The 22463-nt window shown below is 69.7% G+C and carries 16 protein-coding genes; 6 read left to right on the top strand and 10 right to left on the bottom strand.

The genetic code is table 11. From position 1 onward, the window contains the following. Positions 1 to 5: 5 nt before the first annotated feature. From AC3A5T_RS01310 to yihA, 5 genes are all read right to left on the bottom strand, one after another. Positions 6 to 1757 carry a GGDEF domain-containing protein gene (locus AC3A5T_RS01310; RefSeq protein ID WP_487627010.1) on the bottom strand — a complete coding sequence of 584 codons (1752 nt, stop codon included), beginning with the start codon at positions 1755 to 1757 and terminating at the stop codon, positions 6 to 8. A gap of 197 nt (positions 1758 to 1954) precedes the next feature. Beyond that, positions 1955 to 2587 carry a glutathione S-transferase family protein gene (locus AC3A5T_RS01315; protein ID WP_487627011.1) on the bottom strand — a complete coding sequence of 211 codons (633 nt, stop codon included), beginning with the start codon at positions 2585 to 2587 and terminating at the stop codon, positions 1955 to 1957. Positions 2588 to 2659: 72 nt separating this feature from the next. Next, positions 2660 to 5383, bottom strand: a complete 2724-nt coding sequence (gene ppc / locus AC3A5T_RS01320) for a phosphoenolpyruvate carboxylase (RefSeq protein ID WP_487627012.1) — start codon at positions 5381 to 5383, stop codon at positions 2660 to 2662. Between the two features lie 47 nt (positions 5384 to 5430). Then, a complete protein-coding gene (locus AC3A5T_RS01325) occupies positions 5431 to 6795 on the bottom strand; it encodes a glutamate--cysteine ligase (RefSeq protein WP_487627013.1) in 1365 nt (454 codons plus the stop codon). A gap of 175 nt (positions 6796 to 6970) precedes the next feature. Beyond that, positions 6971 to 7603, bottom strand: coding sequence for a ribosome biogenesis GTP-binding protein YihA/YsxC (yihA, locus tag AC3A5T_RS01330; protein ID WP_332079067.1), 633 nt, complete (start codon positions 7601 to 7603; stop codon positions 6971 to 6973). A gap of 129 nt (positions 7604 to 7732) precedes the next feature. Between yihA and AC3A5T_RS01335 the strand changes: the two genes are divergently transcribed. The 4 genes from AC3A5T_RS01335 (at position 7733) to AC3A5T_RS01350 (ending at position 11098) form a co-directional block, all read left to right on the top strand. Next, complete coding sequence (locus AC3A5T_RS01335) at positions 7733 to 8668, top strand: c-type cytochrome (protein WP_487627014.1); 936 nt, start codon at positions 7733 to 7735, stop codon at positions 8666 to 8668. A 142-nt stretch (positions 8669 to 8810) separates the two neighbouring features. Then, positions 8811 to 9464 (top strand): thiol:disulfide interchange protein DsbA/DsbL, encoded by a 654-nt coding sequence (locus AC3A5T_RS01340; protein ID WP_487627015.1) that lies wholly within the window; start codon positions 8811 to 8813, stop codon positions 9462 to 9464. A gap of 41 nt (positions 9465 to 9505) precedes the next feature. Continuing rightward, complete coding sequence (locus AC3A5T_RS01345) at positions 9506 to 10300, top strand: thiol:disulfide interchange protein DsbA/DsbL (RefSeq protein ID WP_332079065.1); 795 nt, start codon at positions 9506 to 9508, stop codon at positions 10298 to 10300. Positions 10301 to 10312: 12 nt separating this feature from the next. Beyond that, entirely contained in the window at positions 10313 to 11098 is a 786-nt protein-coding gene (locus AC3A5T_RS01350) for an endonuclease/exonuclease/phosphatase family protein (protein WP_487627016.1), read from the top strand. 341 nt (positions 11099 to 11439) lie between these two features. On the opposite strand, the gene AC3A5T_RS01355 is transcribed toward AC3A5T_RS01350, so the two are convergent. From AC3A5T_RS01355 to purT, 5 genes are all read right to left on the bottom strand, one after another. After that, positions 11440 to 14313 carry a TonB-dependent receptor plug domain-containing protein gene (locus AC3A5T_RS01355; protein ID WP_487627017.1) on the bottom strand — a complete coding sequence of 958 codons (2874 nt, stop codon included), beginning with the start codon at positions 14311 to 14313 and terminating at the stop codon, positions 11440 to 11442. Positions 14314 to 14430: 117 nt separating this feature from the next. After that, positions 14431 to 15546 carry a PLP-dependent cysteine synthase family protein gene (locus AC3A5T_RS01360; RefSeq protein WP_487627018.1) on the bottom strand — a complete coding sequence of 372 codons (1116 nt, stop codon included), beginning with the start codon at positions 15544 to 15546 and terminating at the stop codon, positions 14431 to 14433. Positions 15547 to 15631: 85 nt separating this feature from the next. Then, positions 15632 to 16810 (bottom strand): amidohydrolase, encoded by a 1179-nt coding sequence (locus AC3A5T_RS01365; protein WP_487627019.1) that lies wholly within the window; start codon positions 16808 to 16810, stop codon positions 15632 to 15634. A gap of 28 nt (positions 16811 to 16838) precedes the next feature. Next, positions 16839 to 17636 carry a sulfite exporter TauE/SafE family protein gene (locus AC3A5T_RS01370; RefSeq protein WP_487627020.1) on the bottom strand — a complete coding sequence of 266 codons (798 nt, stop codon included), beginning with the start codon at positions 17634 to 17636 and terminating at the stop codon, positions 16839 to 16841. Between the two features lie 241 nt (positions 17637 to 17877). Then, positions 17878 to 19071, bottom strand: coding sequence for a formate-dependent phosphoribosylglycinamide formyltransferase (gene purT, locus AC3A5T_RS01375; RefSeq protein WP_487627021.1), 1194 nt, complete (start codon positions 19069 to 19071; stop codon positions 17878 to 17880). Positions 19072 to 19251: 180 nt separating this feature from the next. Here purT and AC3A5T_RS01380 point away from each other — a divergent pair, with 180 nt between their 5' ends. Together AC3A5T_RS01380 and AC3A5T_RS01385 are read left to right on the top strand one after the other, a co-directional pair. After that, positions 19252 to 21222: a lytic transglycosylase domain-containing protein gene (locus AC3A5T_RS01380; protein ID WP_487627022.1), complete on the top strand. Its 1971-nt coding sequence runs from the start codon at positions 19252 to 19254 to the stop codon at positions 21220 to 21222. Positions 21223 to 21227: 5 nt separating this feature from the next. Continuing rightward, positions 21228 to 22451 (top strand): multifunctional CCA addition/repair protein, encoded by a 1224-nt coding sequence (locus AC3A5T_RS01385; protein WP_487627023.1) that lies wholly within the window; start codon positions 21228 to 21230, stop codon positions 22449 to 22451. Positions 22452 to 22463 lie beyond the last annotated feature (12 nt).

Below are 22463 nucleotides of genomic sequence, written 5' to 3' on the forward strand. Positions count from 1 at the left end.
AACCGTCAGCGTTCCAGCACGTGCACCGACAGGCCGCGGCGCTTGGCTTCGCGTTTCGCGCGCGCCGCGCTGGACGCGATGTCCTCGGCGCCGCTGCGCTCGCCGGCGGCGACCTGCACGATGCCGATCGTCAGCGTGGTCAACGGGAACGTCGTGTAACGCCCGCTGCGGTCCTCGCCTTCGAGCACGCCGCGCGCACGGTCCTCAGGATCGAACAGCGCCAGCGCCGCGGCATTGAACTCGCCGACTACGCGCCCGCAGCGCAGCGCCCAGTCGTCGCTCTGCATCAGCATGACGAAATCGTCGCCGCCGACATGGCCGACGAAATCCCAGCGTGGATCGGCATGTCGCAGCAGCGTGGATGCGACCAGCTGGATCATGCGGTCGCCGAGGAAGTAGCCGTACTGGTCGTTGTAGGGCTTGAAGTGGTTGAGATCGCAGTAGCAGGCGACGAAGCCCTGCCCGGTCTCGACCAGCCGTCGCACGTGCTCGGTGATCGGGATGTTGCCCGGCAGCTGGGTCAGCGGATTGGCGTACCGCGCCGCGTCGATGCGCAGCTCCGTCACGCGTCGCACCAGCGCCTCGCCCGTGCCCACGCCGCGATAACGGCCGTCGTCCGTAATGATGAACCCGTCGTAGAGATAGCGCTGGTCCTCGCCGAGCAGGATCTGCGACATCTCGTCGACGCTGCGGCGTACGTCGCACAGCACCGGCGATGCGTTCATGTGCGTCGTGCAGGGTTTGCGGCCGAGCAGTTCGCGCGCGAACGGCATCGCCATCTGCTCGTTGAACGCGCGGCGGTTGATCAGGCCGACCGGCAGATCGTCGCGATCGACGACCGGAATCGCGCTGAGTTGCGGGTTCTGCCGGAACAGCACTTCGGCATCGTGGTTGGTCGCCGAATCGCGGATGCTCGGCGCCTCGATCAGCATGTGCTCGGCGAGAACGCGGCGGAACGCGCTGGGCCGGTCGTCGCGCGGCCAGACCTGGATCTTGTCGTCGGCGGTCGCGCGCACCGCATCGGACACCGTGCGCGAGATCGCGGCCGACGGCCGCCCCAGCAGATACCCCTGCACCAAGGGAATGCCGAGATCGCGCAGCACGCGCAGATCCTCGATGCGCTCGACGCCCTCGGCGATCAGTTCGGTGCCGAACCCGTCGGCCACCTGCACCAGCGCCTTGAGGATGTTGAGCCGCCCTGCGCTGTCGGCCAGGCCGTGCACGAGGAAGCGGTCGATCTTGACGAACTCCGGCGACAGCTCGTGCCACAGCTCGAAGTTGGAATGCCCGTTGCCGAAATCGTCGAGCGCGATGCGCACGCCGGCCGCGCGCAGATAGCCGATCGCATGCGCGAGCTGCTGGCAGTCCTCGACGATGTCGCGCTCGGTGATCTCGACGACGTAGTTGCGCAGATCGCGTCCGCCGGCCTGCAGCGCCTCGAGCACCTGCTGCGGCCGCGTGCTGCCACCGAGGATCGCGTGCGCGCTGAGATTGAGCAGCAGCAGGCCGCCGCCGGCGAAGTCGTAACCGGCGGCTGCGCTGCGCACCGCTCGTGTCTCCAGCTCACCGAGCGCGTCTTCGGCGCGGGCGCGGTCGAGCAGCTGCAGCGGCGAACTGCCGTCGTCGGGCCGCATCAGCGCTTCGTGCGCGATCACGCGATGGTCCTGCAGCCGCACGATCGGCTGGTAGACCATCGAGAACCCCGCCATGGCGGCGGATACGACGACGTCGTCGGTGGCGATGGCGACGGCGCTCATGCGCGCAGCCGCTGGAGAGGAGACGCGAACATCCACATGGCAGGTCCCGGGTCGTGAGGCGGCAGAGCTGACTGACCGGGGGACGACAGTGCAGAAACGGGCACGCGGCGACAGCCGTCGCGCGGACCCGTGCCATCCATGGCGGAGGGCATTGCACCGGGACTATGTGACAGCGGCGTTTCGGCGCCGCCGTGGACTCAATCGCGCCTGGGCATCGCCGCGTCGTCGAGCGCACTGGCGCGCTGCCATGCGGGCCGCGCCTGCAGCCGCTCGACGTAGGCGACTAAGGCCGGGCGCGCCGGCAGCGATTTGAACAGCAGGCCCCAGGCGATCTGGCTGCCGACGTAGACATCGGCGGCGGTGAAGCGCGCGCCGGTGATCCAGGGCGCCGCGGATTCGACCGCCTGCTCCAGCACGTCGACCATCTGCTCGAAGCTGCCATAGCCGACCATCATCGAACGCTCGGGCGGCGCCAGCAGACCGAGCGACTTGGCCGTGACCGCGGCCTCGACCGGACCGGCGGCGAAGAACAGCCAGCGGAAATAGGCCGCGCGCGACGCGGGCACGGGATCGGGCAGCAGATCGGCCTGCGGAAACGCGTCCGCGAGGTAGGCGCAGATCGCCGCCGCCTCGGTGACCACGACACCGCCGTGCACCAGCGTCGGCACCTTGCCCATCGGATTGACCGCGAGGAATTCGGGCGAACGGTTGCCGCCATCGAAGCCGACCAGCTCGACGCGGTACGGCTGCCCGGTTTCCTCGAGCATCCAGCGCGCGATGCGGCCGCGGGACATGGGATTGGTGTGGAGGACGAGGTCGTCTGCGGCCATCGGAATGCTCCCGTTGCGGAAAGCGGAGTGTGCGCCGGGCTTCGCGACAGGTGTACGACGCCCGTCGGCACGTCAGCCCGTGTTCTGGATGCCCGCCGCGATGCCGTTGACGGTCGACACCAGCGCGCTGAGCAGGGCCTCGTCTTCGCGATCCGTCGCGCGCCAGCGGCGCAGCAGTTCGACCTGCAGCAGGCTGATCGGATCGACGTAGGGATTGCGCAGGCGGATCGACAGCTGCAGGCGGTAGTCGTCGGCCAGCAGCACGTCCTGTTCCTTGAGCAGCAGGATCGCATCGCGGGTGCGCAGGCATTCGTCGAGGATGCCGGGGAAGAATGCGTCGTGCGCGTCGCCGGCGAGGCGCGAGTAGCGTTCGAAGATCGCGATGTCGGTCTTGGCCAGCAGCATTTCCACGTCGTCGAGCGCGGCGCTGAAGAAGGGCCAGTCGCGCGCCATCTCGGTCATCGCCTGCTGGCCGTAGGTCTGGATGCCGTGCTGCAGGGCGGTGCCGAGGCCGTACCAGCCGGTCAGGCCCGACCGGTTCTGTGCCCAGGCGAACACCCACGGAATCGCGCGCAGGTTCGAGATGCCGCCATCGCGCCGGCGCGACGGGCGCGAGCCGATCTGCAGGCGTTCGATGACGTCGATCGGCGTGGCCGCACGGAAGTAGTCGGGGAAGTCGTCGCGTTCGTGCACCAGCGCGCGGTAGTGCGCGCGCGAGACGGCGGCCAGATCGGTCGCCATCGCGCGCCAGGTGTCCTCGCGCGGATCGGGCGCACGCGGACGCAGCGTCGCCTGCAGCACGGCGGCGGTGGACTGTTCGAGGTTGCGCAGCGCCAGCGCGCGGATGCCGTACTTGCGATGGATCACTTCGCCCTGCTCGGTCACGCGCAGGCTGCCGTCGACGGAGCCGCGCGGCGCGGCGTTGATCGCACGCCCGGTCTTGCCGCCACCGCGGCTCACCGAGCCGCCGCGGCCGTGGAAGAACACGATGCGCACGCCGGCCTCGCGGGCGAGCGCGGTCAGTTCGACCTGGGTGCGTTGCAGCGCCCAGCGCGAGGCCAGCAGGCCGCCGTCCTTCGCGCTGTCGGAATAGCCGAGCATCACCGTCTGGCGCTCGCCACGCGACGCCAGATGCGCGCGATACCGTGGATCGTCGAACAGCGCGCGCATCACCGCCGGCGCGGCCTGCAGATCGTCGACGGTTTCGAACAGCGGCGACACGTCGAGCGGCACCTGGTCGTCCTCGACGCAGCCGGCGATGCGCGCCAGCGCCAGCACCGCGAGCGCATCGGCCGCGCTGCGCGCCATCGAGATGATGTACAGGCCGGTCGCGGATGCGCCATGGCTGCGGCGCAGATCGGTGACCGCATCGAACACGCCGAGCGTCGAGGCGACGGTCTCGTTCGACAGTGCGCCGTTGGCTTTCGGCGGCGCATCGAGCATCGCGTGCAGACGCGTCACGCGCGACTCAACCTCGAGCGCGGCCCAGTCGCTGTCGTCGATGCGGCCGAGCACCTCGTCATGCACGGCCGAGTCCTGGCGCAGATCGAGCGCGGCGAGATGAAAGCCGAACGTACGCGCACGCCACAGCAGGCGTTCGAGCGCGAACAGGCCGGCGTGGTCGCCGCGGTTGGTGCGCAGGCTTGCATCCATCAGCACGAGATCGGCGAGAAACGCATCGGCATCGGCGTAGCCGGCGCGATGGTCGGCATCGGTCAGCCGCAGGCGCAGCTGCATCAGATCGAGCAGGCGCCGGTAGGGCATGTCGGCATGGCGCGGGTTGAGCGTGGCATCGGCGTCGGGCAGGCGACGCCGGTAATCGTCGACGCGCGCGGTGATCGCCTCGTCGATCGTCGCGCGGCCCAGCGTCTGGGTCAGCACGTTGCCGAGCCCGCGCAGATCACGCCGGTACTGCGCCAGCGCCTGGCTGCGCTGCGCGCCGAGGGCGGCGCGCATGGTGTCGGCGTTGACGTTCGGATTGCCGTCCATGTCGCCGCCGACCCAGGTACCGAAGCGCAGCACCTGCGGCAGCGACGGGCGCGCGCCGTAGACGGACTCGATCGCATCGCCGAGCGCCTCGTAGAACACCGGTAGCACGCGGTAGAGCACGTTCGACAGGTAATAGCCGACGTGCTCGACCTCGTCGGCGACGGTGGGCTTGCGCGCCGGCGATTCCGAGGTCTGCCAGGCCGAGGTCAGCGCCAGCACGATGCGGGCATCGTCGGCGCGGCGTTCGGTCGGCGTGCGTTCGCGGTCGATGTCGGCGATCAGGCGCTCGACGATCGTGCGTTCCTTCTCCAGCAGCACGCGGCGCACCGCTTCGGTCGGGTGGGCGGTGAACACCGGTTCGATGTGCAGGCGCGCGAGCGTGGCTTCGAGCTGCGGCAGATCGACGCCGGCGTCCTTGAGTTCGTGCAGTACCGCTTCGAGCCCACCGGGCTGCGGCGCATCGCCGGTGCGCTGGTAATCGCGACGGCGACGGATGCGATGCACGCGCTCGGCAAGATTGATCGCGCCGAAATACGCGGCGAAGGCGCGCACCAGTGCATCGGCATCGTCGAGCGACACATCGGCCAGGCCGTCGGCGAGCATGTCGACCGGCGCGCCGGTTTCGCGACGGGCGATCGCCGCGCGGCGGACCGCTTCCACCTGGTCGAGCAACGCAGGCGACACCTGCTCGGACAGCATGTCGCCGACCATCGCGCCGAGGCGGCGCACGTCGTCGCGGAGCAGGGTGTCGGTCTTCGCGAAACCGACTTCGCGCAGCGGTGGGGGCAGGTCGTCGTGGGCGTTCATCCAGCCACGTTACACAAGCCCCGCGTGACTGTCGTGCAAGGCGTGCGTCAGTACGCGAACTCGCGGAACACGCGGTCGATGTCGCCCTGCCAGGGGCCGTGATACAGCGCGAGCTTGCGCTCGGCGGGCGTCTCGCCCGACTCGGCGATCTCGATCAACGTCTCGAGGAACACGCGCTCGTCCTGTCCGCGCGCATTGGTCCGCGCGCGGCGCTGCAGACCGGCAGCGGAAATCTTCAAGGCCTCGACCGCAAGATCGCGCAGCGTGCCGCCGCGGAACGGCGTCTTCAGCGCGAACTTCGGCACGTCGTCGCGCAGGGCGTTGCGCTCGGCCATCGAGAAGTCGCGCACGAGATCCCAGGCCGCATCGAGGGACGCATCGTCGTACAGCAGGCCGACCCAGAACGCCGGCAGCGCGCACAACCGGCCCCAGGGGCCGCCGTCGGCGCCGCGCATCTCGAGGAACTTCTTCAGACGCACCTCGGGGAACGCGGTGGTCATGTGGTCGTTCCAGTCGCGCAGCGTCGGCAGCTGGCCGGGCAGCACCGGCAGTTCGCCGCGCATGAAGTCGCGGAAGCTCTGGCCGCTGGCGTCGTGGTAGGTCCCGTCGCGGTACGAGAAATACATCGGCACGTCGAGCAGATAGTCGACGTAGCGCTCGTAGCCGAAGCCGTCCTCGAACACGAAATCGAGCATGCCGGTGCGGTCGGCGTCGGTGTCGGTCCAGATCTGCGAGCGGTAGCTCAGGAATCCGTTGGGGCGGCCTTCGGTGAACGGCGAATCGGCGAACAGCGCCGTCGCCACCGGCTGCAGTGCCAGCGACACGCGGAACTTCTTCACCATGTCGGCTTCGGTCGCGTAGTCCAGGTTGACCTGCACCGTGCAGGTGCGGGTCATCATGTCCAGGCCCAGATCGCCGACCTTGGGCATGTAGTCGCGCATGATCCGGTAGCGGCCCTTGGGCATCCACGGCATGTCGGCGCGCGACCACTTGGGCTGGAAGCCCATGCCGAGGAATCCGAGCCCCAGACCGTCGGCCACCGCGCGCACTTCGCGCAGATGGCTTTCGACTTCGCTGCAGGTCTGGTGGATGTGTTCGAGCGGCGCGCCGGAGAGTTCCAGCTGGCCGGCCGGTTCCAGCGTCACCGAGGCGCCGTCCTTGAGCAGGGCGACCGTGCGGCCGCCTTCGTCCACCGGCGCCCAGCCGAAGCGGGTCAGGCCGGTGAGCAGGGCTTCGATCCCGCGCGCGCCGTCGAAGGTCGGCGGGCGCAGGTCGTCCAGACGGAAGCCGAACTTCTCGTGCTCGGTGCCGATGCGCCAGTGGTCGATCGGCTTTTCGCCCGACGCCAGCACCTCGACCAGTTGCGCGCGGCCGGTGATCGGGGTGTCTTCGACGTGACTGGGGCTGGACATGCGATGGACCGCTCTGCGAAAAAGGGGGCGCCCGGCAGACCCGGAATCGCGAGCGCGCACTATAAGCGCGGACCTGCGCAACGGGCGTGCCGCCGGTGCGACGCCAGCGTTCCAGTGATGCGCGATGGGGGGCCGGTCGCCGGCCCGCACTGCGGGCCGTGCACTGCGCTCGACGTCAGGACGCGCGCACGGGCGTGCGCGGACCGATCTCCATCCAGCGCGCGATCACCCCACGCGCCTCGTCGATGCCGATGTTGGTCTCGCCGGAGAACACCTGCACGCTGACCTTGTCGCCGTGCAGCGCCAGCAGTTCCTTTCGCACCGCCTGCAGCGTGTTGCCGGCCGCGCCGCGACCGAGCTTGTCGGCCTTGGTCAGCAGCGCATGCGCCGGCATGCCGTGCTCGACCGCGAACGCGATCATCTGGCGGTCGTAGTCCTTGAGCGGATGACGGATGTCCATCACCACGACCAGGCCCTTGAGCGCCTCGCGCTCGCGGAAGTACTGGGCCAGGAACGCCTGCCAGTGGGCCTTCAGATCCCGCGGCACCTTGGCGTAGCCGTAACCGGGCAGATCGACGAGGAAGCGGTTGTCGTACGGCGGGAAATCGAAGAACACCAGCTGCTGGGTGCGGCCCGGGGTCTTGGACACGCGCGCGAGCGCGTTCTGCTGGCACAGCGCATTGAGCGCGCTGGACTTGCCGGCGTTGGAGCGGCCGGCGAACGCGACCTCGTACCCGCCGTCGGCCGGAAGCTGCTGCGGAGTGTGGGCGGCCAACAGATATTTGGCGCGTGCGAAGGGATTGGACATCGCAATAGCTTGGCACGACCGGCGCCGGCTTGCCCGCGCGGTTTGACCCGCCCGGTGCGGGCCAACATAATCCGGAGACTCGCGGCCGGCACCTGTCGGACCGGCGTTGAAAGATCTCGGAGCCCAGCAATGCGCCACGCTCGCGCCATTGGTATCGCCGGTCTTGTAGTCATTGCCGTGGGCGCCGTCGCGTTCGCGCAGTCCACCGTGCAGCCGTTGCCGGACGCGCCGGCAGTGGAAACACGTGACCTGGACGACAACGCCGTCGCGGAACTCACCAAGACCACGCATGGGGATCCACAGAAGGGTGCCCAGCTCGCCGGCGCCTGCGCCGCGTGCCACGGCCTCGACGGCAACGCCGACGCCGACCCCAGCCTCTACCCGCGCATCGCCGGCCAGAGCGAGCGCTACATGGCCCGCCAGCTCGCGCTGTTCAAGAGCGGCGAGCGCGTCAACGCGATCATGCAGCCCTTCGCGATGCCGCTCAGCGCGCAGGACATGCGCGATCTCGGCGCGCACTTCGCCCAGCAGACCAGCGGCGCCGGCATCGCCGACGACGCGGTGGTCGAGGCCGGTCCCTACAAGGGCATGAAGTTCTTCGAGGTGGGCCAGAAGCTGTTCCGCAGCGGCGACACCGAGCGCGGCATTCCGGCCTGCATGGCCTGCCACGGCCCGGCGGGCAGCGGCAATCCCGGCCCGGCGTATCCGCACGTCGGTGGCCAGCAAGCCTGGTACAGCTCGGGTCGTCTCTACGCCTATCGCGAAGGCCAGACCAGCGAAGACGACAAGCATCTGTTCAACGTCATGGCCGCCGTCGCCAAGTCGCTGACCGACGAAGAGATCGAAGCGGTGTCGAGCTACATGCAGGGTCTGCATGCACGCCCCGACCCGGCGATGCTGGCCGCGATCGAAGCCCAGGCCGCGTCGATGCCGGCGCCGGCGGTGCCCGCCGAAGAACAGGCCGTCCCGGCGACCGACGCGACCGCCGACGAAGCGCTCGAAGCCGCGGAGCCGGCGCCTGGCGCAGAGCCCGCCGCGGCCGCACCGGCGCCCGAAACGCCGTGATGCACGGCCCGGTGCCGGCCTCCGGCACCCTGTCGATTTGAACCCGCACATCCCTTTTCTTCGCCGTGCCGATGGCGGCCCCCGCGCTCCGCGCGCGCGGGCTGACGCCTGCACGGCGTCCGCATTCCGGAGTGACCCGACGATGCCGTCCCCGCCCCGCGCCTGGCGCCACCTGTTCGCGATCGCCGTGCTCGCCGCATCCGCCTGGCTGCCGGCGGCCGCGCAGACCGCCGCCCCGGTCGAAGGCCTCGACTACGCCCTGATCCCCGACGGCCAGCCCTGGCAGCCGCTCGACGGCAAGATCGAGGTCGTCGAGATCTTCTCCTACGGCTGCGTGCACTGCTTCCATTTCCAGAAGCAGGTCGATGCCTGGCGCGCGAAGGCGCCGCGCGACGTGCGCTTCACCTATCTGCCGGCGGCGTTCTCGGCCGGTGACAACTTCGCCCGCGGCTTCTTCGTCGCCCAGTCCCAGCGCATCGATGCGCGCAGCCATCACGCGGTGTTCTCGGCCGTCCACGAAACATCGGTCCTGCCGCGCAGCGGTGCGAGCATCGATGCGATCGCGGCGTTCTACGTCACCCAGGGCGCGCGCTCGCAGGCCCGTTTCGCGGCAGCGATGGCGAGTCCGGCGACCGACGAAAAGCTGAACGCCGCGCGGGCGTTCGCGGTGCGCAGTGGCGTGGAGGGCACGCCCACGCTCATCATCAACGGCCGTTACCGGGTGATGGGACGGCGGCTGGAGGATCTGCTGGTGGTCGCCGACCAGTTGATCGCACGCGAACGCGCCCAGCGCTGACACGCACCGCCCATCGAACGAATTCCTTCGAGAGAGACACCATGAAGATCCGCCACACCCTGCTCCTGATGCTCGCGCCCGTCCTGCTCATGGCCTGCAGCCAGCAGCCCGATCCTGCCGCCGCGCCGGACGCGACGGCCACGACGCCGGCACAGACCGCACCCGCGGCGCCTGCTGCCGATGCCGCGCCGGTCGGCGATGCTGCCGCGCCGACCGATCCGCAGGCCGAGGCGCCCGCCGCCAACAGCAATCCCGTCGTCGCGCCGCAGGGCGCGGCCCCGGTCGCCGGTACCGATTACGTCGAGATCCAAGGCGGCCAGCCGTTCGCCAACGCCTCGGGCGAGATCGAAGTGGCCGAGGTGTTCGCCTACTGGTGCGGTCACTGCGCCGCGTTCGAACCGTTGGTCAACGCGTGGAAGGCGCGCCTGCCGGGCGACGTGAACTTCGTCGCGCTGCCGGCCGTGTTCGACGAGAACGACGCCTTCCCGCGCGCCTTCTTCGCGTCCGAGACGATGGGCACGCTCGCGCGCACCCACGACGCCACGTTCAACGCGATCCACCTCGAGAAGAAGCTGCGCCCGAACGCTGACGCCGCCGCGATCGCCGCGTTCTACGGCACGCTGGGCATCGACCAGCAGCGCTTCACCAGCACGATGCAGAGCTTCGCGGTCAACGCCAACCTCGGCCGCGCCCGCCAGTTCGCCGTCCGCAGCGGCGTCAATGCGACGCCGACGATCATCGTCAACGGCAAGTACCGCGTGATCGGCGGCAAGTCGCTGGAAGACATCCTGCGCATCACCGACCACCTGGTCGCCATGGAGCGCGCGGCGCAGTAAGCGTCCGACGTTGTGAACAACTCCGATCCGCAGCCCGCCGGGGCATCGCGCACGCTCAAGCTGCTGAGCGCGAACATCCAGGCCGGCTCCAGCACGCGTCGCTACAGCGACTACGCGACGCGCAGCTGGTCCCACGTGCTGCCGGCCGGCAAGCGCACGGCGCTCGACGCGATCGCGACGCTCGCCGGCACCCACGACATCGTGGGCCTGCAGGAAGCCGACCCGGGCAGCTGGCGTTCCGGTTTCACCAACCAGACGCACTACCTCGCCGAACGCGGCGGCTTCGAGTACTGGACCCACCAGCCGAACCGGCGCGTGGGTGCGGTCGCATCCAGCGCCAACGGCCTGCTGAGCCGGCTGGAACCGATCGAGGTCGTCAACCACGCCCTGCCCGGCCGCATCTCCGGTCGCGGCGTGCTGCTGAGCCGCTTCGGCGAAGGCGACGAAGGCCTGGTGGTCGCGGTGGCGCATCTGTCGCTGGGCGCGCAGTCGCGGCTGTCGCAACTGTCCTTCATCGCCGAAGTGCTGGCCGATCACCCGCATGCGGTGCTGATGGGCGACTTCAACTGCACCTCCGACCGGCCGGAGATGTCGGTGCTCTACCGCCAGACCGGCCTGCAGCCGCCGGCGTGCGCGGTGCACACCTTCCCCAGCTGGCGCCCGCAGAAGGCGATCGACCACATCCTGGTCACCGGCAATCTCAAGTGCGCCGACATGAAGGCGTTGCCGGCTGCGTTCTCGGATCATCTGGCGCTGTCGACCGAGTTGCACGTGCCTGAGGCCGCGCTGCGGCGTTGAGGGTGCATCGCGCTTCGTAGGATGGGTCGAGCGCAGCGACACCCGTCATTGCCATCGTTCCGCTCTGGATGACACAGAGCGGAATCGAGATCGCGCTGATCGAGAACCTCGCGACCTGCCGCCCTCACCCCAACCGCTCTCCCAGAGGGAGAGGGGCTTCTTGGTCTGCAGCGCGCGACCAGAGCGCGACGGCACCGCATGGCGACGATGGGTTTCGCTGCGCTCGACCCATCCTGTGAATGCAAAAAGCCCTCCCCGGTTGAACCGGGGGAGGGCTTGATGGCGCACTCCGGCAGATCGCGTCGCGCCGGTCTGCCGGAGTCAGCGACGTGCGAACCCGATCAGAAATCGATGCCCAACCGCGCGTAGATGAAGCGGCCCGGCAGGTCGTAGGTCGAGGCGTCGTAGCCGTTGAGGCTGCAGCTCAGGCACACCGGCGGTTCCTTGCCGGTGACGTTGTTGACGCCCAGCGCCAGACGCGTGCCCTTGAGCCAGGCGGTGTTGCGCCAGGACAGCTGCAGGTCGTGGTACGTGGTCGAACCCAGGCCGTTGAGATCGTTGTCGCTGTCGTCGCAGATCGGGAAGCCGTTGGCGCCGCCGCAGGATTCGACGAGGCTGTCGATGTAGCGCACCGTCCACGCCAGCGACCACGGGCCGCGGGTCCAGTCGGTGACCAGGGTGCCGCTCCATTCGGGAATCGCGCTGTTGTTGACCTCGACGCCCGGACGGCGCGGTTCGAGTTCGCCGGTCTCGTTCGCCAGTTCGTAACGCGTGACCCACGTGGTCTTGGCGTCGAAGCGCAGGCGGCCCCAGTCGCGCTCGGGCAGCGTCCACGCGGCGGTGAAATCCCAGCCGTCGGTCTTGATCGTGCCGAGGTTCGCGAGGATGTCGTCGAAGCGGATGATCTGGCCGCGGTCGCTGCGCTCGTAGGACGCGCAGGAGAACGGATCGCGCGTGGCGATGCAGCGCTCGAGGATCGCCTGCGCATCGGGCGCCTGGATCGCATCGTCGATGTGGTGGCGGTAGAAGGTGACGCCGAGATCCAGGCGGTCCGACCACCACACCTCGTCGGCGAACGACGGGCTCCACACCGAGCCGATCATCAGGCTGCGGCTGCGCTCGGGTTCGAGATCGGCATTGCCCGACGTCACCACCGAGATCTGCGAATTGGTCTGCTCGTATCCCGGCGGCACGCCGTCCGCGGCGCAGGCCGGCGACAGGACGGCGGCACCGGAACACGGATCGACCAGGGTCGCGTCGAAGCGGCTCAGCGTGCCGTAGAGCTCGCCGATCGACGGCGCGCGGAAGCCTTCGGCGTAGCTCATGCGGAACAGCAGTTCGTCGACCGGCTGCCAGCGCAGGCCGACCTTGCCGGTGGTCTCGCCGCCGAAGGTCGAATAGTCCGAGTAACGACCGGCGATGCTGAGGTCGAGCGTCTCGCCGAACACCGTGTCGCGCATCAGCGGCACGCTGAACTCGGCATAGGCCTCGTTGACGTCGTAATCGCCGCGGGTGATGCCCGACGGCACGCCGTTGTACTCGCCGGCAACGGTGATCGGATCGGGCGTGTAGCTGCCTTCGTACTTGCGGTATTCGACACCGGCCGCGAAGGCCAGCGGGCCGGCCCACATCTCGAACAGATCGCCGGTGACATTGGCCGAGGCCAGGGTCAGCGTGTTGCTGCTCTCGTCGCGGACGATCGGCTGGATGAAGGCGAGCATCTGCGGGGTGATCGTGCCCGGGCCCCCGAACAGATCCAGCGGCGTGCAGCCGGCGATCGCGGCGCACGCGGCCGGATCGCCCAGCGCTTCGTTGATGCGGCGGATGTTGTAGCTGCCCGAATTGGTCTGCTCGGCGCGGCTCTGGCTGCGCACCAGGTTCACGTCCCAGTTCCAGGTGCGCACGCCGACACCGAACGTGCCTTCGAGGCCACCGGCCGCGTACCAGGTCTTGACGTCCTGCTGGTAGCGACGCGGACCGCCTTCGACCGGACGACGCGCGAGCAGGAACAGGTTCGGGTTGTCGCCCTCGGTGGTGAGGTCGAAGCCGAAGGGGTTGAACGGGTTGAGCGCGGAGATGGTCAGCGTGCTTTCGGCGTAGGGGTTGTACACGCCGGCATCGGTGCCGAGGAAGATCGGCTCGGGCGCGGCCTGGTTGGCCGAGGTGCGCTCGTTGTAGAGCACGCGCGCGTAGGCCGAGACCTGCGGAGTGAACTCGAAGCGCACCTGGCCGAACACCGACTTGCGCTCCGACGGGGTCAGCAGCAGGTTGTTCGGCGCGAAGTTGTAGCGGTCCGCGGTACCGAAACAGTGGAAATCGTCGGTGCGGGTGCAGCCGGTCTGGGACGGGTCGTAGAACGGCGAGGTGGCGCCGTCGTTGGGCGTCAGGTTGAACGACTGCCCGGTGTTCGGATCCTGGAACACGAAGCGGCCCTGCGGCGTCGCCGAGCTGCCGTTCGCGAGCCCGGTGCCGGGCACCGGCACGCTGGCGTTGGCGAACTTCGACGAGGCGATTTCGCGCTGCTTGTAGTACGAGGCGCCGAAGAACCACTGCGCGCGTTCGCTGCTGCCGCCCCAGCCCAGGTCCGCGCCCCAGGTCGCGCCGCCGAGATCGTCGTACTCGCCGTAGTGCAGGTCGAGCGTGCCGCCTTCGGCATCGCGCTTGGTGATGATGTTGACGACGCCTGCGATCGCATCGGAGCCGTAGATCGACGAGGCGCCGTCTTCCAGCACTTCGATGCGGTCGATCAGCGCGAGCGGAATTGTATTGAGATCGACCGCCGAGCCGACGCCCGAGGCCGAGGATTCGTTGACCCAGCGGATGCCGTCGACCAGCACCAGCACGCGCTTGGCGCCGAGATGCCGCAGGTCGACCGTCGCCGCGCCCGCGCCCACGCCGCCACCATCGGGCGGGAAGCCGAAGTTGCCGCTGGAATTGAACTTGGTGTTGAGCGCCGCGCCGCTGGCGGTGAGGTTCTGGACGATGTCGGCGACTGAGGTGAAGCCGCTGCGGTCGATGTCCTCGCGCGTGAGCACCTGCACCGGCACCGCGGTTTCCAGTTCCGCCTTGCGGATGCGCGAGCCGGTGACCTGGACGGTATCGAGCGTGCGCGCCTCGGGCTGCGGCGCGGGGGCCTGGGCATGGGCGGCGGCGGGCAGCGCCAGCAGCAGCGACAGCTGGACTGCGGCGGCCAGGCGGTGGCGAGGCATCGTCATGTGTGCAACTCCGAATGGTGCGGAAGGTCGTGCCGGTGCCCCTGTGCCGCCGGCGATTCGTTGTAACGAATCCTTAACCTCCCCGCACCTGGGGTCAACCCCAGCTTGACGGCGCCCTCAGTCGACCGCGTCGCCGGCGGTCACCATCACAGGCAGGGCCGCGGCCTGCTCGGCCACTGCGCGCACCCGTGTGTCGGCCGCGTCCATGTCGAACCCGTGCGCCGCGTACCAGTCCGGGTTGTAGTAGCTGTGCGCGTAGCGCTCGCCGCCATCGCACAGGATGCTGACGATCGAACCGCTGCGGCCGGCGGCCCGCATCGCGTGCGCGACGTGCAGCACGCCGATGACGTTGGTGCCGGTGGAGCCGCCGACGCGCCGGCCCAGGCGCGTATTGGTCCAGCGCATCGCCGCGAGGCTCAGCGCATCGGGCACCTTGAGCATCGCGTCGACGCAGCCGGGGATGAAACTGGCCTCCGCGCGCGGACGGCCGATGCCTTCGATGCGCGACGACGGCGCGACGGCGTCTGCATCGCCGGACATGTCGCCGTCGATGCAGCGCGCGTAATGGGCGAAGAACGCCGAATGTTCGGGATCTGCGCACAGCACGCGCGTGTCGTAGCCGCGGTAGCTCGCGTAGCGGCCGATCGTCGCGCTGGTGCCGCCGGTGCCGGCGCTGCAGACGATCCAGCGCGGAACGGGATGCGCCTCCTGCGACATCTGCTTGAAGATCGACTCGGCGATGTTGTTGTTCGCGCGCCAGTCGGTCGCCCGCTCGGCGTAGGTGAACTGGTCCATGAAGTGGCCGCCGGTCTCGCGCGCGAGCTGCACCGAGGCCTCGCCGATGCCGCAGGCGCTGGGGACCAGATGGCAGCGACCACCGTGGAATTCGATCGCGGCGATCTTCTCCGGCGAGGTCGAGGCCGGCATCACCGCGACGAAGGGCAGGCCCAGCAGGCGCGCGAAATACGCTTCCGAGACCGCGGTCGAACCGCTCGACGCTTCCACCACCGTGCTGCCCGCATGCAGCCAGCCATTGGCCAGCGCGTAGAGGAACAGCGAGCGCGCGAGCCGGTGCTTGAGGCTGCCGGTCGGATGGCTGGATTCGTCCTTGAGATAGACGTCGATGCCCGGAAAGCCCGGCAGCGCCAGCGGAATCAGATGGGTGTCGGCCGAGCGGTTGAAATCGGCTTCGATCTTGCGGATGGCCTGCGCCACCCAGTCGCGCTGGGACATGGGGCACTCGCGTGGAGATGTCGACGGCCGCGATGGGCCGCGGCGCGGCGCACAGCTTACGCCGGGTGGTGGGCGCCCGGCACGCTCAGCCCAGACGACGCCGCACGATGCGGTCGAACACCGCGGCGGCGACCGGCAGCAGGCCGTCGTCGAATCGGAACGTCGGGTGGTGGCACATCGCGCTGTCCATGCCGAGGAACAGATAGGCGCCGGGCCACTGTTCGAGCATGTACGAGAAATCGTCGGAGAACGGATACGCGCGCAGATCGGTCTTCACGTGGTCCGCGCCGAGCACGTCGGCGATCGCCTCGGCCGCCAGCGCGGCCTGCTCCGGTGCGTTGACGCAAGGCGGGCACGAGTGCGGAATTTCCAGCGCGATGCTGCAGCCGGAGATCTGCGCGTGGCCCTCGCACAGTGCGCGCAGGCGCTTGAGCAGTTCGTCGTGCACATCCTTCGACAGCGAGCGGATCGTGCCGCTGAGCGACGCCGTCGACGGAATGATGTTGTGCGTGGTGCCGGCCTGCAGCGAGCCGACGTTGATCAGCGCCGCTTCCATCGGATCGATGTGGCGGCCGACGATCGCGCCGATGTCCACGGCCAGTCGCGCGGCGACCTGCAGCGGATCGTTCGCGCGATGCGGCGCGGCGGCGTGGCCACCGACGCCTTCGATCGCGATCTCGAACACCGCCAGCGATTGCAGCGTCGCGCCGCTGCGCACGCTGGCCTCACCGGTCTTGAGCGCCGGCATGTTGTGGAAGGCGTAGACCTCGTCGCAGGGCCAGCGCGCGAACAGGCCGTCCTCGATCATCCGGATCGCGCCGCGCCCACCCTCTTCGGCCGGCTGGAAAATGAGCACCACGCGGCCGCTGGCCGGCGGATGCGCGACCAGATGCCGCGCCGTGCCGAGCAACGCGGACGTGTGGCCGTCATGCCCGCAGGTATGCGCCACGCCCGGGCGCTGCGAGCGGTACGGCAGTTCGCCGCGTGCGTCAGCGACTTCTTCCATCGGCAGCGCATCCATGTCCGCGCGCAGGCCGATCGACAGGCCCGGCGTGCCGCTGTCGACCACCGCGACGACGCCGGTGCCGCCCAGGCCCGTGTGCACGTCCAGACCGAGCGCGCGCAGCTCGCGGATGACCAACGCCGAGGTCTTCACTTCTTCGAAGCCGAGTTCCGGCCATGCGTGGATCTCGTGGCGCCATGCGGTCATCTGCGGCGCCAGCGCGGCGATGGAGTCGGGAATGGTCGGTGCGGCAGCAGTCATGGACGGTCCAACGGAAGAAGGAAAAGAATCACAGAAACAGCAGGCTCGCGCCCACGCAGTACAGGAACACGGCGAACACGCGCTTGAGCGCCGCGCCGCTGATCGCATGCGCAAGGCGCGTGCCGTAGGGCGCCACGATGACCGACGCGAGCGCGATGCCGATTGCGCCCGGCAGATACACATAGCCCCAGGACACGCCGGGCAAGACGTCCGCCGGCGCCTGCAGCGCATAGCCCGCAGCCGCCGCCAGTGCGACGAACACGCCGCAGGCCGACGAGGTGCCGACCGCGCGCACCGGCGACACGCCCAGCCACACCAGCAGCGGCACGGTCATGCCACCGCCCCCGATGCCGACGATCGACGACAGCGCACCGATGCCGACACCCGCGCCCGACAGTCCGATGCCGGTCGGCACCACCGCATCGCCACCGGGCGGCGGCGTGCGCGACAGCAGCAACTGCGTGCCCACGACCGCGCAATAACCGACGACGCAGTAGCGCAGCACATCGCCATCGAGCAGCACCGCGAGCCAGCTGCCGATCCAGCCGCCGAGCATCACGCCGGGCACCATCCACGCGACCGTGCGCCACAACACGCTGCGCCGCAGATGATGCGCGCGCGCCGACGACAGCCCGGTCAGGATGATGCTCGCCAGCGCGGTCGCGAGCGCGGTGTGCATCGCCGCGTCCTGCGGCACGCCGTAGAGCGGCAACAGCCAGACCAGCGCGGTCACCAGCACCAGCCCGCCGCCGATGCCGAGCAGCCCGGCGAGTACGCCAGCGACGGCGCCGAGCAGCGGGAAGCAGAGCATCGACCAGGTCAGCATGAGGATGCACCTGACCGAATATGCGGGCGGTGGAGAAGCGAAGCCCTCCCCCGTGCACGGGGGAGGGTTGGGTGGGGGCAAACGATCAGATCGAGGGGGCCATTCGAATCCAGCTGGGAGAGTTGCCCGCAATCAAGCAGCTCTGCACCCGGACCACTTGCCCCCATCCCAACCTTCCCCCGCGAGCGGGGGAAAGAGCTGCATTGCGCTCGGGGATAGAGGGCCAACACCAGGCGGAGAATCAAACCCACTCGATCGCGATCGCACCCGCCGCCTCACGCGCCGTCGCCCGCGCCGCCTCCACATCGGTCCCGCGTGCGAGCGTCACGCCCACACGCCGCTGGCCTTCGACGCGTGGCTTGCCGAACAGGCGCAGCGCGCTGTCGGGCGACTGCAGCGCGGCGTCGATGTTCGAGAACACCGGCACGCCCGTGCCCTGCGCCAACAGCGCGCAGGATGCTGCGGTGCCGTGCTGGACGACGTCGTCGGCATCCACCGGAATCGGCAGGCCGAGGATCGCGCGCGCATGCAGCGCGAACTCGCTCAGGTCCTGCGAGGCCAGCGTCACCAGGCCGGTGTCGTGCGGACGCGGCGAGACTTCCGAGAACCACACGGCGTCGCCCTTGACGAACAGTTCAACGCCGAACACGCCGCGGCCGCCGAGATCATCGGTGACCGCACGCGCGACATCGCGCGCACGCTGCAGGGCGGCCGGCGACATCGGCTGCGGCTGCCAGCTCTCGCGGTAGTCGCCGGCGATCTGCACGTGGCCGATCGGCGCGCAGAACGCGGTGCCGCCGGCATGACGCACGGTCAGCAGTGTGATTTCGTAATCGAAGTCGATGAAGCCTTCGACGATGCAGCGGCCCGCGCCGGCGCGGCCGCCGGTCTGCGCGTAGTCCCACGCGGCGTCGATGTCGTCCTCGCTGCGCACCGTGCTCTGGCCCTTGCCCGACGACGACATCACCGGCTTGACCACGCAGGGCAGGCCGACGGCGTCGATCGCGGCGCGGTATTCCTCGCGCGTGTCGACGAAGCGGTACGGCGACGTCGGCAGGCCCAGCGTTTCGGCGGCGAGGCGGCGAATGCCTTCGCGGTCCATCGTCAGGCGCGTGGCGCGCGCGGTCGGCACGACCTTGAGACCGTCCTGCTCCAGCGCGACCAGCGTGTCGGTGTGGATGGCCTCGATCTCCGGCACTACCAGATGCGGCTGCTCCCGGGCGATCAGCGCGCGCAGCGCGGCGGGATCGAGCATGTCGAGCACATGGCTGCGATGCGCAACTTGCATCGCCGGCGCATCGGCATAGCGGTCGGCAGCGATCACTTCGACGCCGAAGCGCTGCAGCTCGATCGCCACTTCCTTGCCCAGTTCGCCCGAGCCGAGCAGCAGCACGCGGGTGGCGGAGGGAGACAGGGGCGTGCCGAGAGTGATCATGTGCGCGGGCCGGGAAGCGGTTGGGGACGCCAATTCTAAAGCGTTGGCGCCGGCGGCTCCGGCCGTTGTGCATGCTCAGTCGGTGATGCAGACGATTGCTTTCGCGCAAGCGCTGCCTGCGAAGGGCGCTTCAGCCCGCCTCCGCTATAGTCGGCCGCCGCCCTCGACATGCCTGTGCCGATGCCGCAGAACCGCCGCGACACGCTCCCGATCTTCCGTCCGCTGCGCACCCGTGCGCTGCGTGCCCTGCTGCCCGCGCTCGCACTCGCGTTGCCGGGCATGGCCTGCGCGCAGACCGCCGACGACGCCGCCTTCCGCGCCGCGATGCTGGCGGCCGAACGCGGCCAGCCGGTCGCGCCGGCGATGCAGTCGCATCCCGCCAGCGCGTGGCTGGAACTCGCCGCGCTGCGGCGCAATCTCGACACGCTGCCGCTCGCGCAGGGTCGGGATTTCATTGCGCGCCATCAGGGCGCGCCGGTCGCCGAAGTGTTCCGCGAAGGCTGGTTGCGCGCGCTCGCCACACGCCAGGAATGGGCCGCGGTGCGCGAGGCGTGGGCGCCCGGCACGACCAATGCAACGCTGCGCTGCATTGAGCTCGACGCGCGTGCGCGCACCGGCGCCACCGACGCGCAGTGGACCCGCGACGCACAGGCGCTGTGGCGCAGCAGCGGCAGTTCGCTGCCGAACGAATGCGATGCACCGTTCGCGACGCTGGCCGCGCGCGGCGAGCTCGGCGACGACCTGCGCTGGGAACGGTTCGATCTCGCCGTCGCCGAGCAGGACGTCGGCGTCATGCGCAGCGTCGCGCGCGGCCTCACCAGCGGCCAGCAGGCACTCGCCGAGGACTACGCCGCGTACATGACCGCGCCGCACGCGCGGGCGCTGCAGTGGCCGAAGACCGCGCGCAGCCGCCTCGTCGCCTCGCACGGCCTGGCGAAGTTCGCCAAGGCCGATCCGCTGGCCGCCGAACGCCAGCTGCCGGCGCTGGCCGATGCGCTCGGCTTCGGCGAGACCGAGAACGGCCGCGTGCTGTACCAGGCTGCGCTGTGGACGGTCGCGTCGTATCTGCCCGATTCGGCGCGCCTGCTCAACCGCGTGCCCGAGAGCGCCTATGACGACCGCCTGCACGAATGGCGCGTGCGCGAAGCACTCGCGCGCAAGGATTGGGCGGCCGCACTGACTGCGATCAGGAAGATGGGCGCCACACAGCGTGGCCAGTCACGCTGGACCTGGTTCCAGGCGCGCACGACCGAACTCTCCGGCGATCGTGCCGGCGCGACACCGCTGTTCCGCGAGGCGGCGAAGAATTCCGATTTCCACGGCTTTCTCGCCGCCGATCGCATCGACCAGCCCTACGCGCTGTGCCCGCTCGACTTCTCGCCGTCGAACGATGCACGCGCGAAGATCGCCGCCGATCCGGGCCTGACACGTGCGCTCGCGCTGTATCGCATCGACCGGCCCGGCTGGGCCACGCGCGAATGGACCGCCGCGCTGCGCAATTTCGACGACACGCAGCGCCGCATCGCGGTGCAGGTCGCGCAGGAAAGCGGCTGGTACGACCGTGGCGTATTCGGTCTCGGTCGCCAGCCGGAAGAAACGCGCCTGTATACATTGCGCTTTCCGCTGACCCAGCAGGCCTTGATCGAACGCGAATCGCAGCGCCAGGGCCTCGATCCCGCGTGGGTCGCAGCCGAGATCCGCGCCGAGAGCACGTTCAATCCCAATGCGCGTTCGCCCGCGGATGCGCGCGGTCTGATGCAGGTGATGCCGGCCACCGGCGCCGCGGTCGCGCGTCGTCTGGGCATCGCCTACGGCGGCCCGGACAGCCTGTACGACCCGGCGACCAACGTCGCGATCGGCACCGCGTACCTGCGCGAGAAGAAGGACATGTACACGCTGCCCTACGTGGCCATCGCGGCGTACAACGCAGGCCCAACACCGACCGGTCGCTGGCTCGCGCAGCGCCCGGACATGGATCCCGACATCTGGATCGAGACGATCAGCTATCGCGAAACGCGTGAGTACGTTGCGCGCGTGCTCGCCTTCAGCGTGCTCTACGACTGGCGCATGTACGGCCAGGCCGCGCCGCTGGAACCGCGCATGCGCGGCGCCGAGGCGCAGCGCAACAAGCGTTTTGCCTGCCCGGGCTGACGACGGTGGAGATCTACCTCGTCGGCGGCGCGGTCCGCGATCGCCTGCTCGGGCAACCGGCCGGCGACCGCGACCATGTCGTCGTCGGCGAAACCCAGGCCTCGATGGAAGCCGCCGGCTTCCGCGCGATCGGCCGTGATTTCCCGGTGTTCCTGCATCCCAGGACCCAGGAAGAACACGCGCTCGCGCGCACGGAACGCAAGTCCGGTCGCGGCTATCGCGGCTTCGTCGTCGACGCCGATCCGTCGGTGACGCTGGAACAGGATCTCGGCCGCCGCGATTTCACGATCAACGCGATCGCGCAGGCGCCGGACGGCACGCTGGTCGATCCCTACGGCGGCGCGCGCGACATCGAAGCGCGCGTGCTGCGCCATGTCGGTGACGCCTTCTCCGAAGATCCGTTGCGCGTCCTGCGCGCCGCACGCTTCATGGCCCGCTTCGCCCCGCTCGGCTTCACCGTCGCCGACGAGACGATGGCGCTGATGCGCGGCATGGTCGAGGCCGGCGAACTCGAAACGCTGACGCCCGAGCGCGTGTGGCAGGAGCTGTCGCGTGCACTGGCGTCGGCGCGCCCGTCCGCGTTCCTGCGCACGCTGCACGACTGCGGCGCGCTCGCCGTCGTGCTGCCGGAAGTCGATGCGCTCTACGGCGTGCCGCAGCGTGCGGACTTCCATCCCGAAGTCGACACCGGCGTACACATCGAACTGGTCGTCGACATGGCCGCGCGACTCGCGCCCGGCGATGCGGTGATCGGCTTCGCCGCGCTGACCCACGACCTCGGCAAGGCGCTGACGCCGGCGGACAAGCTGCCACGCCACGTCGGCCATGAACACGCCGGCCTCGCGCCGCTCGAGGCCCTGTGCGCGCGTCTCAAGGTGCCCGCCGCGCAGCGCAAACTCGCGATCGTCGCCTGCCGCGAACACCTCAACGTGCACCGCATCGCCGAACTGCGCGACGCCACGCTGCACGACCTGATCGCCCGCTGCGACGGCTTCCGCAAGCCCGCGCGCATCGACCAGCTCGCGCTGGTCTGCGAATGCGACAAGCGCGGCCGGCTCGGCAGTGCCGAGGACGCCTATCCGCAGGCCGATGTCCTGCGCCGTGCCCACGCCGCCGCGCTCGCGGTCAACGCCCGCGATATCGCGGCCGAGGGCATCACCGGCCCCGCGATCGGCGAAGCGCTGCGCAAGGCGCGGATCGCGGCGATCGCGCGGTCGCGCGCAGGCTGAGTGCGCCGACGG

This window comes from Luteimonas sp. Soil_C_16, from assembly GCF_057657295.1.